Annotated in this window: 6 protein-coding genes; 5 read left to right on the plus strand and 1 reads right to left on the minus strand. The window is 65.7% G+C overall.

Features of this window, described 5'->3' with window-relative positions:
- Window positions 1-48 precede the first annotated feature (48 nt).
- Complete coding sequence (locus tag APS40_RS20400; RefSeq protein WP_055048792.1) at window positions 49-7,140, minus strand: autotransporter outer membrane beta-barrel domain-containing protein; 7,092 nt, start codon at window positions 7,138-7,140, stop codon at window positions 49-51.
- Between the two features lie 358 nt (window positions 7,141-7,498).
- Between APS40_RS20400 and APS40_RS20405 the strand changes: the two genes are divergently transcribed.
- The 5 genes from APS40_RS20405 (at window position 7,499) to APS40_RS20425 (ending at window position 14,218) form a co-directional block, all read left to right on the plus strand.
- On the plus strand, window positions 7,499-8,152 hold the full coding sequence (locus tag APS40_RS20405; RefSeq protein WP_055048793.1) for a protein-L-isoaspartate O-methyltransferase family protein: 654 nt from the start codon (window positions 7,499-7,501) through the stop codon (window positions 8,150-8,152).
- 157 nt (window positions 8,153-8,309) lie between these two features.
- Window positions 8,310-9,683 (plus strand): TolC family outer membrane protein, encoded by a 1,374-nt coding sequence (locus APS40_RS20410; protein WP_082434566.1) that lies wholly within the window; start codon window positions 8,310-8,312, stop codon window positions 9,681-9,683.
- A gap of 141 nt (window positions 9,684-9,824) precedes the next feature.
- Window positions 9,825-10,199 (plus strand): hypothetical protein, encoded by a 375-nt coding sequence (locus APS40_RS20415; RefSeq protein WP_055048795.1) that lies wholly within the window; start codon window positions 9,825-9,827, stop codon window positions 10,197-10,199.
- A gap of 185 nt (window positions 10,200-10,384) precedes the next feature.
- Window positions 10,385-11,092 (plus strand): PopZ family protein, encoded by a 708-nt coding sequence (locus APS40_RS25490; protein ID WP_055048796.1) that lies wholly within the window; start codon window positions 10,385-10,387, stop codon window positions 11,090-11,092.
- A 279-nt stretch (window positions 11,093-11,371) separates the two neighbouring features.
- The gene (locus APS40_RS20425; protein ID WP_055048797.1) at window positions 11,372-14,218 is read left to right on the plus strand and encodes a valine--tRNA ligase; all 2,847 of its coding nucleotides are present in this window, start codon (window positions 11,372-11,374) and stop codon (window positions 14,216-14,218) included.
- Window positions 14,219-14,315 lie beyond the last annotated feature (97 nt).

A 14,315-nucleotide genomic window follows, 5' to 3' on the forward strand; every position in this document is an offset into this window, starting at 1 on the left:
ATCCGCCCGCACCCCTCCCGCTCTCTCCAGGCAGTTCGACCGGTTGGATCAGAACGGCGCGGAAATCTTCATCGAGCCGCCATAACTCTTGACCGTATCGCCGACCTTGGCGTCACCGGTCAGGCGGAATGTGGCGCCGTTGTCGCTGATGACGTCGAAGCCGAGCGTCACGTCGTACAGGGCCTGGTCCAGATCGCCGGTGATGGTGAACGGGTCGACCCCGTCCGGCGCGCCGGCGAACCCGGCCGAGATCTGCGGGCTGGTGCCAAGCACCACATCGAGCGCCCCGACGCGGATGAAGGAGCGAAGGATCGCGTCGTCCCCAAGCTCCATCTCACCACCCAGTTCGACCGACGGAGCGACGGTGACATAGGTCTCGTCGTGCCCTTCGATCTCGAGCGCCACCGGTCCACCGGTCTCGGCGAAATCGTCGACGCTCACCTGGGTCACGCCGACATCGACCATCGGCCGGACATACCAGTTGTCCTGCTCGATGCTGTGCGACAGCCGCACATGGGCCGAGGCGAAGCCGATATCCTGGGTGCCTTCGAGCACGTAGCTCGGCCCCAGCGGCATATCGACAAAGCGCGAGACGTTCTGCGACGACCAGCCCCCGGTAATCGCGCCGGCAAGGACGGTGTTGCCCCAGACACCCTTGAACACTGCGCCGCCCTGGAACCGGTTGCCCGTGCTCGAGACCGTGTCGTTGCTCTCGGTGCCGATATCCTCCCACGAGCCGCCGATGCCGGCGACGAAGTTGTCGTTGAGGCGAGCCTGGACTCCGGCGCTGAGGCCGTAGCTGGTCTGGGCGAAACCGAGATTGGTATCGGTCTCGGAGCGCTCGGTCTTGCGCTGGTTGACTGCCGCCCAGGCGCACTGGCCTTCGGCGTCGACGCTGTCCTGCATCTTGCAGCTCATCAGCGAGTTTTCGAACTGCAGCCCGGCCAGCATCGCCAGCGTCTCGTTGATCAGGTACGGCTCGGGGCTGAGCTTGTCGAGCGTCTCCTGATAGGTTTCGAGGTCAGGAATCTGGAACAGCGACGCCACCACCGGCTCGAGCGCATCCGACCCGCCGGCGAGCTGGAAGGCGTTGACATAGGCGCCGATGGCGCTCTGGTTCGGGTTCAGGCCGTCGACATCGAAGTCGATGCCGTAGTTGAGCAGCAGCTCCTTTTCGGTCTGCGACAGGGCATAGGTGGCGACGATCGACTTTGGAGCCGTGAGTTCCGGCGTTCCCGTCAGAGCCACCGCGGACCTGGCGATCACCACCTGATGCTCGCCCGGCAGGGCGTTGCCCATGTTGAGCAGGGTCAGGTCGACCTTGCCCGTCATCGCCAAGGTGCCGTCGATGTCGATCAGATCGGCTTCGCCGAGCTGCGCCGGGTCCCCCGGCAGCGAACTCTTGGCGAGGTCAAGGTCGACCCCATAGATGCCCGACGCGGACTGCACCATGTTACCGTTGATGGCGGTGGTCATCACCTTGCTCTTGCCGCCGGTCGACATCCAGCCGTTATTGGTCAGCAGGTTCCCATCACCGAGGTTGACGTAACGACCCGAGTTGAACGTGCCCGCGATGGTGCCGTTGTTCTCGTTGACGAAGCTGTTGATGCCGATGCCCAGATCGATCGAGCCGGTCACGGTGCCGAAGTTGGAAATCGCCTCGTTCCCGCCCTTCTGCTGCTTGGCGGCCGTCAGGTTGTCCGGGTCGCTGCCGCCGGCCAGGATGGCCCAGCCCGCATCGACACCATCGGCCGTCGTGATCAATCCCTTGTTGGTGAGCGTGTTGTCCTTGCCATCGACGATAAGCACGCCGATGCCCTTGTAATCGGCATATTTCAGGTTGTCCGGGTCGGAGGCATCAATCAGCACCTTGCCCGTGCGGCCGCCGCTGACCACACCGCTGGCGCTATTGAGATTGATGATCACATCGCCATTGCCGCCCCAGCCCGCGCTCTGGGCCATGATACCCACCGAGCCATAGCCGCGGAGCGGATCGTTCTCGTGGCCGGCAAAGGTCGCTGCGGTCAGAACCGAGCCGGCCACAGTGACGGTGACATCGCTGGCGGTGCCGTCGCCACCGGTGCTCTGGGCAAAGATGCCTGTGGCGGCGTTGCCCGCGGTTGCGATCAGTCCGTTCACATCGACAGTGACCACGCCGGCATTGCCCGCGTCGCCGTTGCTGCCCACATGCCAGGACAGCAGGTTGAGTACCGGCAGGTCGTTGCCGAGCCCACCCAGCACGCCGCCGCCACCGCCGACCGACTGGGCGAACACGCCCGTCGCGCCGTCGCCGTGGGTCAGCACCGAGCCGGTCACGTCGACGTCGATGATCCCGCCGTCGCCACCGGCGCCACCGCCCTGGCCGAATGCCAGACCAATGCCGAGATTGACCGGAAGATGACCCAAGGGCGTGTCGAGACCAGCCGCGAGAGCACGATCGACTGCGCCGGCCATGCCGCCGCCACCGCCGACCGACTGCGCATAAACACCCATCGAGGCAACGCCGAAGGTTTCGATGACGGCGCCGGTTGTGGTGGCCACCTTCACCTTGCCACCGTCACCAGAGGCGCCGCCTTCACCACCGACACCGATCTTGCCGGTTGCGCCGATGACCGCCTTGCCGCCAACGCCGCCGCCGCCACCGACCGACTGGGCAAAGATGCCGTTCGAGTAGTCGCCGAACGTGGTGATGTTCCTGGAGTTCGTCACATCGACGAGGGCGCCGTTGCCGCTGGCCCCGGCGTTGCCGCCCACCGCAACGCTGATGTCCTTGTAGATCGCGGTTTGCCCGACCGGGATGAACAGCAGCTCGACCGGGACGGGGAGGAGTTCACCCGTGCCGAGGATGCCATTGCCGCCCGTGCCGCCACCGCCGCCGATCGACTGCGCGAAGATGCCATCGGCCGTATCGCCGATCGTGACGATCTCGCCAGTGTTGACCACTGTGACGATACCGCCATGCCCACCAGTTCCGCCATTGCCGCCGACCGTTGCGGTCAGCGCCATGTTGTTTCCCTGGTTCTCCGCCGCGGTGCAGATCACCGGCAGGCTGCACTTCGGACCCGCGACGACGTTGATCGCGTTGGCCCGCCCGCCGATACCACCGCCACCGCCGACCGACTGTGCGAAGATGCCGGTGCCGCCCAGGCCGCTGATGACCTTGCCGTCGAGCGTCATGCTGCCGGTGACGATCGAACCGCTATTGGTAACGGTCACCGCGCCGCCATAATTGCCGCTGCCGCCGACGCCGCCCACCGACACCACTGCCTGGTAGGTCGCTGCATCCTCGTTGGTGACGTTGGTGACGCCAAGCATCGCGGCGATCGAGCCGCCACCGTCGCCACCGCCGCCGCCGATCGATTGCGCGACGACGCCCATGGCATTGTCGGCAACGACGCGGACTGCGCCGCTGTTCTCGACGGTTACCGTATTGCCATAGCCGCCGGTGCCGCCGTTGCCGCCAACCGAGACGCCCGCGTTCAGCGTGGTACCGGCGCCGCTGAGGCTGATGCCGCCATAGACCGACATGCCGCCCTTGCCGCCGCCGCCGCCGATCGACTGGGCGAGGATACCGTGCGAGCCGAAGCCGTATGTGGTGATGCTGCCGCCGGCGAGGTTGTCGACATCCACTGCGCCGCCATAGCTGCCGCTGCCGCCACCGCCGCCGACCGATACGCCGATCTGCGCGGAGTCGGCCTGGCTGACGCCGAATTGCGCGACCACGGAAAGACCGCCGTTACCGCCGCCGCCGCCGATGGACTGGGCCATGATGCCAAGCGATTCCGTGCCATAGGTGGTGATGGCGCCGCTGTTGTCGACCGTTACTTTCTGCGCGAAGTTGCCGGTGCCGCCACCACCGCCGACTGACACGCCGACACCGCCGGACGTCTGGCTGACCGTCACCGTGCCGGTCGCCGCAAAGCCGCCCGTGCCGCCGCCGCCTCCCACCGATTGCGCGAAGATGCCGTTCGACTTGGCGCCATCTGTAGTGATCGCGCCCGAGTTGTCGACCGTCACTGTGTTGCCGGTGCCGCCCGCGCCGCCTTTGCCGCCGATGGCGACCCCGACGCTGATATTGGTCATTTCCCCGCCGCCGATGCTGGCAGCAAGTGCGAGGCCAAAGCCGCCATCGCCGCCACCACCGCCGACAGACTGGGCGTGGATGCCGTCAGCTCCGTCACCCCAGGTATGGATGGCGTCACCGGTGTTTGTGAGCTCGACGATACCGGCATTGCCGCCGCTGCCGCCGCGGCCCCCGACTGCGACGGCGAAGCTGGCGCCGGAGCCGATCGACAGCGTTCCGGCGCCTGCAAAGCCGCCGGTACCGCCACCGCCACCCACCGATTGAGCGAAGAGTGCATGGGCCCCGTTGCCGGTGCGGGTGATGGTGTTGTCCGTAAGGTCAGCTGGTGTGCCGTTATTGTCGACGGTCTTGGTGCCCGTGGTGATGCTGCCGTCATTGTTCAGGATGACATGCCCGCCGATGCTGGCCGTGCCGCCCGCACCGCCGATGGCGACAGAGGCTCCGATCGCCGGAACGTTCTCGACCGAGATGACCATCGTAGCGGCAACCGCGCCGCCGCCATTGCCGCCGCCGCCGCCGATCGACTGGGCCAGGACGCCGAAGCTGAGATCACCCTGCGTGGTGATGTTGCCGTAATTGTCGACACCGACGTTACCGCCGTTGCCGCCTTGTCCGCCCTTGCCGCCGACCGCGACTGAGGCGGCCATTACGCCGGCTGCACCGCCGAATGAGAAGCCGCCATCGCCCCCGCCGCCGCCGACCGATTGCGCGAGAACACCGTAGGAGCCGGCGCCATCGGTCAGCAAGGTGTCGCGGTTCTCGACATTGACCTGTCCGCCAGTGCCGCCACCGGAGCCCGAACCTCCCAGACTGACGCTGATCGAGCCCCCGCCGATACCGGCGCCGACGGCGAACCCTCCGTTACCGCCACCACCACCCACCGACTGCGCAAAGATCGCGTGCGAGCCGGGGCCGCGCGTGTGGATGGTCATGTCGGTCGCGTCGATACCCCTGACGTCTATATTGACCGTGCCACCGTTGCCGCCACCGGCACCGGAGCCGCCCAGGCCGACCGAGCCGGTCAAGGCGCCAACGCCACCGGCCACGGAGTAGCCGCCATTGCCGCCACCGCCGCCGACCGACTGCGCAAGAATGCCGTGCGACAGCGCGCCGGTGGTGTCGATGCTGCCCATGGCGTTCACGGTGACCATGGCGCCATGTCCCGCCTCGTCGCCGGCGCCGCCCATCGCAAGGTTCAGGGTGTAACCGGACGACACGCCGGCCGCGACGGCGCCGCCGCCGCTGCCACCGCCGCCGCCCACCGATTGCGCGAAAATGCCGTGAGCCTGGTTACCTGTAGTGGTGATCTGTCCCTTCTCGTTCACCACCACCGTGTCGGCAGACCCGCCTTTGGCGCCGTTGCCGCCCAAGGCGAAGTTCAGGCTGAAGCCCTGGCCGATGCTCGCCGCAACCGCGAACCCGCCATTGCCGCCGCCGCCGCCGATCGACTGCGCCTGGATACCGTGCGAGCGATCGCCGCCTGTGGTTATGGTGCCGATGCCCAGATCGGCAACGGTCTGACCTGCTCCCAGTTCGTTGACGATGACCTTGCCACCCGCACCACCCAGGCCACCATTGCCGCCAACCGCCACGGAGACGCCGACGCTCCCGGAATAGGCATTGCCGCCATTACCGCCACCGCCGCCGACCGATTGCGCGAAGATACCGGCCGAACCGGTGGAGTGGGTCGTGATGGTGCCTGAGTTGAACACCCTGACCAGGTCGGAGCCGCCGCCCGAACCGCCGCGGCCACCAACCGCGAACAGGCCTCCGCTGCTGCCGCCGTCACCGCCACCGCCGCCGATGGACTGAGCGAGGATACCGAAGGAATCAGTGCCCCAGGTCTCGATCGCCCCGGTGTTGCTGACCGTCACCTTGTTGCCGCTGGATTCTCCGCCGCCATTACCGCCGATGGCGACGATACCGCCCGAGCTGCTGCCCGATCCGGCGCCAGCGCCCATGCTCTGCGCAAAGATGCCGTAAGCCTTGGTTCCGTGGGTCGTGATGCTGCCATCGTTGGAGACGGTCACCTCGCCGGCATCGCCGCCGCTGCCGCCACCATCGCCAAGCGCCACCGCGCCCGAAGGTGAACCGCCGGCCCCGCCATTGCCGCCATTGCTGACGGCATAGACGCCATGGCCACCGTTGCCCCAGGTGGTGATGTTCGAGTTGACGCCGAGCACCACCGTGACATCACCGCCGTTGCCGCCGTTACCACCCGACCCGGCATCGGAGGCGAAAAGTCCGAACGACCCACCACCATTGCCGCCAGCGCCGCCGGTGCTGGTAGCCGAAACCCCGTAGCCGGTGCCGTTGACGACGATCGTGCCGTCATTGTTGACGGCCACCGACCCGGCGTTGCCGCCGCCATCGCCATTATCGCACCAGGTGGCGAGCAGGATGGTCGTACAGCCGCCATTGCCGCCTTTGCCGCCAAGCGACTCGACATGGATGCCATCGGCATTCGTTGTGGTGAAGTTCGCGCCCTGACCGCCATTGCTGTTGGTGACGGTCAAGCTGCCGCTGACCGTTCCACCGGTAGCGACAGAGGCGTTCTGCAGATACTGCGCCAGCGCGTCGCTGCTCGCAAAGTTCTGAGCGCCAATGGAGAAGGTGTCGGTACCGGTCTTGCGGATGTAGTCGCCCGACGGCGGGGGAACGCGGATCGGGACATTGTTTCCGTCGGCCAGGACATCCCAGTTCGTCGTGACGGCCGGATCCGGATTGATGTCGATGGTAACGACGTTCTGGTAGTCGGTTCCGGTCGCGGAGTCGGAGGTATTGACCCCGCTCTTCTTGAGGTTGATGCCGATCACGCCGCTATTGACCGTAGTCGTCCCCGGCGTCCCGTTTCCCGTCTCGACTTCGACCACGGTGGGGTCGTTGGTGTAGTCGATGCCGTCGGCAGGGACGTCGGTACAGCTCGCCGTCCCGGCCGCAACCAGACAGCCTGTATTGGCAGCGGTCGCTACCGCGGTGGTGCCAACTGACAGCAGTGCCGCCAGCGAGAATAGCGCCAGCACGGTCAGTGCGGTCTTCCAAACCCGGTCGAGCAATATCCGTGCCGTCAACATCCGAGCGCCCACCCATCATGCGTTACCGATAGGTTAAGGCGGCGTCTTGCCAGACGATATCCACAATTCAGCCGCAATGCAGAAATTGCCGCCTCAGTTGCTCGTCGGCAACAGTATTTGTCGAAGAAATACAGTCATTGCGGCCTAGATGCGCGTAAATGCTTATGTTTCAGAGGCCGGAGAGCAGTCGCGTTTCGGTATCGTTGTCGTCGAATTTTCATCGGCGACGAGGCACGGGCCTCTCCCGCGGGAGATTCCGCGACTCATCGGCTCGCCTCCTTGAAGCATTCATCTGCCGGCGCTATGCACCTGCCTGACGCCTCCAGCCAAGGGAGCCGATATGGCCGATTTCGCAACCGCCCGCCTCAGGATGGTCGACAACCAGCTGCGCACCAGCGGGGTGACCGACCATCGCATCCTTGCCGCGATGGGCACCGTCCGGCGCGAGGCGTTCCTGCCGGCCGATCGTGAGGCGTTGGCTTATGCCGACGTGGTGCATGCGCTGGGCGGCGGTCGCTACCTCGGCGCGCCGGCGCCCTTTGCAAGGCTCCTGCAACTGGCGGAGATCGCCGCCACCGATCGCGTGCTCGATGTGGGTGCCGGCACAGGCTATTCGACCGCCGTGCTGGCGCAGCTGGCGGCCACGGTAACCGGGCTGGAGATGGATGCAGCGCTCGCCGACCAGGCCCGCGCCAATCTCCAGGCGGGCGGTGTCGCCAACGCCGAGGTCGTCGTCGGCAGCTTCGATGGGGCAGGGCTGCCGCATGAGCATTTCGACGTGATCATATTGGAAGGGGCGGTGACGGCGGAGCCGACACCGCTGTTCCACCTGCTGCGTGAGGGCGGCCGTCTGGTGGCCCTGATCGCCGGCGGTGGCCCGGCAGTCGCCCATGTCTTCGTCAAATCCGCTGGCGAAGTGGCCGGTCGCAGCGAGTTCAATACCTCGTTGCCGCCCTTGGCCGAGGCGCCGCGGATCGAGGCATTTGTTTTCTGAGCGGGGGCGTTTTCTTACTGACCCGTGGTTCGGCAGTGTTGCGGGCTCATCACGGGGCCGAACATTTCCAAGGTTAAAACCCCGCAAGACTTGAGTTGCGAGGTTGTGCGTCCCATGTGCCCGACGTAACGTCGGAAGGCTGTCGGAGGTTTTGACTATGCGTTTCCTGGGGGCAATGCGGGCGGGCGCCCTTGCCGTTGTACTGAGCGTGCTGCCGGCAACGGCACATGCGGAGAGTCTGAGGGCGGCGCTGGAGAGCGCGTATCAGAACAATCCCGATATCATGTCGGCGCTGCTGAACGTGAAGGCGACGGCCGAGAACATCGCGCTGGCGAAATCCGGCAAGCTGCCCTCGCTGGGGTTGTCCAGCAGCATCGGCGGTTCGTGGGAAGCGCCACAGGGCGGCGACTTCAACACCGCCGGCAGTTTCTCGACGGGCATCAACTACAGCCAGACGCTGTTCGACAACTACAAGACTGACGCAGATATCGAACAGGCCCGCGCCGGCACCGAAGTCGCCAAATATGCGCTGCGCAACGCCGAGCAGAACGTGCTGCTGTCGGTGGTGCAGGCCTATTACGCCGTCATCCGCGACACCCAGTTGGTCCAGCTGCGTTCGGACAACATGGCCTTCTTCGACGCGCAGGTGAACTCGGCTGAAGATCGCCTGCGCCTCGGTGAAGGCACCAAGATCGACGTGTCGCAGGCCAAGGCGCGCCAGGCTGCGGCAGTAGCGCTCTATCGCTCGGCGATCGCCTCGCTGCAGACCAGCCAGGCGAGCTACGAGCGCTGGGTCGGGCACAAGCCCAAGAACCTGACATCCGATTTCAACTTCGGCAAGGCGCTGCCCACCTCGATCGACAGCGCCATTGCCTCGGCGCAGGATCGGCATCCGGCGCTGCTGTCGGCCCGGGCCGCCATCCGCGCGGCGCAGGCCGGCTCCGACGCCGCCAGCGCCTCGTTCGGGCCGACGCTCAGCCTGATCGGCGCCATCGACGCAACCACCAGCTATTCCAGTAAACTCGGCGACACCAGCAGTTCGCTGGGTGGTTCGGCCAAGCTGTCGCTCTCCATCCCGATCTATTCGGGCGGCGCGCTGAGTGCCAGCCTGCGCAAGGCCAACATTCAGCAGATCAAGAGCGAGGTCGATGCCCTGTCGGCCCGCGACCAGATCAAGGAGGCGGTGATCTCCGCCTGGTCGACGCTGCAGAACGCCAGCTCGCAGATCGACTCGGCCCAGTCGGCGGTTACCTCCAATCAGCTGGTCGTCGAAGGCACGATCCAGGAGCGCGATGTCGGCCAGAAGACCACGCTCGACGTGCTGAACGCCCAGGCAGACCTCACCAGCTCGCGTGAAAACCTGATCGCCGCTCGTTCGACCAAGATGATCGCCGCTTTCTCGCTGCTCTCGGCTTCGGGCAAGCTGTCGCCCGAAGTGCTCGGTCTCCGGGTCGCCGTGCACTCGGCGGACGGCTACATTGCCAATGTCGAGGACGTCTGGGCCGAACTCCGCGCGCTCAGCGACGACTGACATCCCACGCCGCCCATCGATCCCCATGGACCGCGAGGCGCCGCAGGCATACCCTCGGAATCGGGCCGCGATGCGAATTACCGCGTCGCGGCCTCTTTTTTGATGCGGGCGCGAGGGGCGCCCACCTTCCTGGGGGAAAATATGAAATCACTGCCGTTCTGGTTCATCGCCGTCGGCGCGGTGCTGGCGCTTGCGGGTATGGCGTGGGGCATCGAGATGGCCGTCACGCAGGATCACGCGTTGGCGCCGGGGCATGCGCACAACAATCTCATCGGTTTCGTCACCATGGTGATCTACGGCGTCTACTACAAGCTGGTGCCCGCCGCCGCCCAGACCCGTCTCGCACTGGTGCATTTCTGGGTGGCGCTGCTTGGCGCACTGACCATCGGCATCGGCGTCGCCATGGCGACATCGGGGCAGGGCGAGTGGCTGGCGCAGATCGCCTCGATTGCCACGACCATCGGCATGGCGATCTTCGTGGTGACCATCTTCCGCAACCGTGCGGCGCTCGCCTGAGGCGGCCGGTCAAGCGCGACACGAGGCTCTTCCCCCGGAAATCCCTGGGGGAAGACGCTACGGCTGGTGTGCCGCCGATTCACAAAGCGCCATGGCTTGCACTAAATTGAACGCAGTCGATTCGGTCGTGTCGCCGAATCCGCCCAAAGTACGGCCGCGTGTCTGGCGGGTAATGTGAGGCAGTTATGAACAAGCCGGCGCCCAAAGAGCCCTCGATGGACGAGATCCTGTCGTCGATCCGGCAGATCATTGCCGACGACGATGCCGGAGCGGCACCCAAAAAGCCGGTGGCCCCTGCGCCAGCACCGGCGCGCAGCTTTGTGCCGCAGCCTGCGCCGCGTGCGGTCGAGCCAGAACCCGAACCGCTGGCACTGTCCTCCGAGCAGATCCTGCGCGACACCGCCGCCGAGGACGGCGCCAAGCCGGGTCTCAGCTTTTCCGAGTTGCTTGGGGGCAGCGCCCCGGCGCCTCAGCTCGATGCGTCGCTGATCGATCCCGACGATATTTCGTTCGAACCCGAAGAGGAGCCGGCACCGGCAGCCCCAACTCCGGCGCCGGTATTCGCCCCGCCGCCGCGCGCCGCGGCTCCCGCTTACGAGCGCCCGGCGCCGCGTCCTGCCGCCTCGGTGGCGGCGGCCGCGCCAATGCCCGATCCGTCGCTCTCGGCCGATCTGGCCGAAGAGTTGCTCGAACCCACCACTCAGTCGGCGGTCAAGAGCACCTTTGCCCGTCTCTCGGGCCTGTCGACCGTCACCAGTGGCGTCACCATCGAAGAGATGATGCGCGACATGCTGCGTCCCATGCTGAAGGAGTGGCTCGACGAGAACCTGCCATCGGTCGTCGAGCGCATGGTCGAGAAGGAAATCGCCCGCGTCTCGCGCGGCGGCAGGTAGGACCGAACGAGTCCCCACGCACGGGGGTAGTTCCCGCGAAAGCGGGAACCTCTGCTTTCTAGCAGCATGCACCGCAAACGGAGTTTCTCGCTTTCGCGGGAATGACCCGTCGCGCGTTAAGGCGGGAGTCACTGCCGCCCTTGCGAAGTATACCCACGCGTCACCACATGCGTCGGTGTTGACTTATCCCTCACGCCTTTGCTTTAGACCTAGCCACTGAGTTCTGGGGCCCGCCGGCGCTTTGGTGCGCGCGGGCCCGTTTGCCGTTGGAAACCACCGATGCTTGAGAAGACTTACGACCCCGCCGCCGTCGAGACCCGCATCTACGAGCAGTGGGACAAGGCCGGCACGTTCAAGGCCGGGGCCGGGGCCAAGCCGGGCGCCGAGACCTTCTCGATCGTCATCCCGCCGCCCAACGTCACCGGCTCCCTGCATATCGGGCACGCCCTCAACAACACCATCCAGGACATCCTGATCCGCTTCGAGCGCATGCGCGGCAAGGACGTGCTGTGGCAGCCGGGCACCGACCATGCCGGCATCGCCACCCAGATGATCGTCGAGCGCCAGTTGGCCGAGCGCCAGCAGCCGGGCCGGCGCGAGATGGGTCGCGAGAAATTCCTCGAGCGTGTCTGGGAATGGAAAGCCGAATCCGGCGGCACCATCCTCAACCAGCTCCGCCGCCTCGGCGCCTCGGCCGACTGGTCGCGCGAGCGTTTCACCATGGACGAGGGCCTCAGCGAGGCGGTCCGCAGGGTGTTCGTCACGCTCTACGAGAAGGGGCTGATCTACCGCGCCAAGCGGCTGGTGAACTGGCACCCCGGCCTCGAGACTGCGATCTCCGACCTCGAGGTCGAGAACATCGAAACCAACGGCAAGATGTGGCACCTGCGCTACCCGATCGAGGGCAGCGAGGAAACCATCACCGTCGCCACTACGCGCCCCGAAACCATGCTCGGCGACGTCGCGGTCGCTGTGCACCCCGAGGACGAGCGGTACAAGCACCTTATCGGCAAGCACGTCATCCTGCCCATCGTCGGCCGCCGCATCCCGATCATCGGTGACGAGTATGCCGACCCCGAGCTTGGCTCGGGAGCCGTGAAGATCACGCCGGCGCACGATTTCAACGATTTCGAAGTCGGCCAGCGCCATGGGCTGAAGCCGATCAACATCTTCACCACAACGGCCAAGTTGAACAACACGGTGCCGGCGGAGTATCGCGGCCTCGATCGCTTCGATGCCCGCGCCAAGATCATCGCCGAGCTCGAGGCCTCGGGCGTACTCGTCTGGGTCGACGACAAGAAGATCATGGTGCCCTATGACGAAAAGTCGAAGCTGATCGTCATCGAGCCGTTCCTCACCGACCAGTGGTTCGTCAAGGCCGACATCCTGGCCGAGCCGGCGCTCGCTTCGGTCAGGGAGGGGCGGACCAGGTTCGTCCCCAAGGCGTACGAGAACACCTATTACGCCTGGATGGAGAACATCAAACCCTGGTGTATTTCGCGCCAGCTCTGGTGGGGCCATCAGATCCCCGCCTGGTACGGCCCCCGGCTGAGTACCGACCCGGATTTCAACAACCGCGATGCCGGCCTCAAGTGCTTCGTCGCCGAGAGCGAGGCCGAAGCGGTCAGGCAGGCCCAGGCCTATTACGGCAACCGCAAGATCGAGGTCTATGCGGGCGGCGTCAACGCGCCGGATTTTGCCAAGGCCGTCAGCAGCTTCGACACCACCCAGCGCGATCGGCTGAACGCCGAGACCTGGAACATGCGCAAGCACCGCGATCCGTTCGCTGAGCTCAGTGACAGCAAGGTGCCGCTGCATCGCGACGAGGACGTGCTCGATACGTGGTTCTCGTCGGCGCTGTGGCCGTTCTCGACCATGGGCTGGCCCAACAAGACGCCTGAACTCCAGAAATACTACCCCACCGATGTGCTGGTCACCGGCTTCGACATCATCTTCTTCTGGGTCGCCCGCATGATGATGATGGGGCTGGAATTCACCGGCACCGAGCCGTTCCACACCGTCTACATGCACGCGCTGGTCCGCGACGAGAAGGGCCAGAAGATGTCGAAGACCAAGGGGAACGTCATCGATCCCCTGAACCTCGTCGACGAGTACGGCGCCGACGCGACCCGCTTCACCCTCGCCGCCATGGCGGCGCAGGGCCGCGACATGCGACTCGCCATCGCGCGCGTCGAGGGTTACCGCAACTTCGTCACCAAGCTCTGGAACGCCGCGCGATTCCTCGAGATGAACGGCTGCGCCCGGGTCGAGGCATTCGATGCCAGGAAGAACACCCTGGCGATCAATCGCTGGATTGTCGGTTCGACCGCCCGCGCCGTGGCCAACGTCACCGCGGCGCTCGAGGACTACCGCTTCAACGAAGCCGCCAACGCCGCCTACGACTTCGTCTGGGGCACCTTCTGCGACTGGTACATCGAGCTCGCCAAACCGGTGTTTACCGGCGAGGACGAGGCGGCCAAGGCCGAGACCCAGGCGACCGCCGCGTTTGCGCTCGACCAGATACTGAAGCTGCTGCACCCGTTCATGCCCTTCGTCACCGAGGAGCTGTGGGCCGAGACCGGCAAGACCGGCCCGGCGCGCGAGAAGCTGCTGATCATCTCGGAGTGGCCCGAACTCGCCGGCCTCGAGGATCCCGAGGCGCAGGCCGAACTCGACTGGCTGGTGTCGCTGATCTCCGGCATCCGCTCGGTTCGTCAGGAAATGAACGTTCCCGCCGGGGCGAAGGTGAAGCTGCTGGTCGTCGGGGCAGGGGAGATCACCGGGACCCGCGTCGAGGCCAACCTCTCGGCGCTGACTCGGCTGGCCCGCCTCGAAAGCGTCGACTACACCTCCGACGTGCCGCGCGACTCCGCCCAGCTGATCCTCGGCGAGGCCACTTTCGTGCTGCCGCTTGCCGGTGTCATCGATCTGGATGCTGAACGCGGTAGACTGAAGAAGGATATCGCCAAGGAGACGGTCGAGATCGACAAGATCGACAAGAAGCTTGGCAACGAGCAGTTCCTGGCCAAGGCCGCCGAAGAGGTGATCGAAGAACAGCGCAGCCGCCGCGCCGAGGCGGAGGATCGCCGTGCCCGCCTCGTCGAGGCACTGTCACGCCTGAGCTAGAGCGTTTTCAGGAAAGGTGCAGACTTTTCCGTTTCGAAAGCGCGACCAGATCAAACCTGGGGCATTTCACCGAAACGGGGAAATGCCCCGAGGGAGC

It is taken from the genome of Devosia sp. A16, assembly GCF_001402915.1.
Taxonomy (GTDB): Bacteria; Pseudomonadota; Alphaproteobacteria; order Rhizobiales; family Devosiaceae; genus Devosia_A.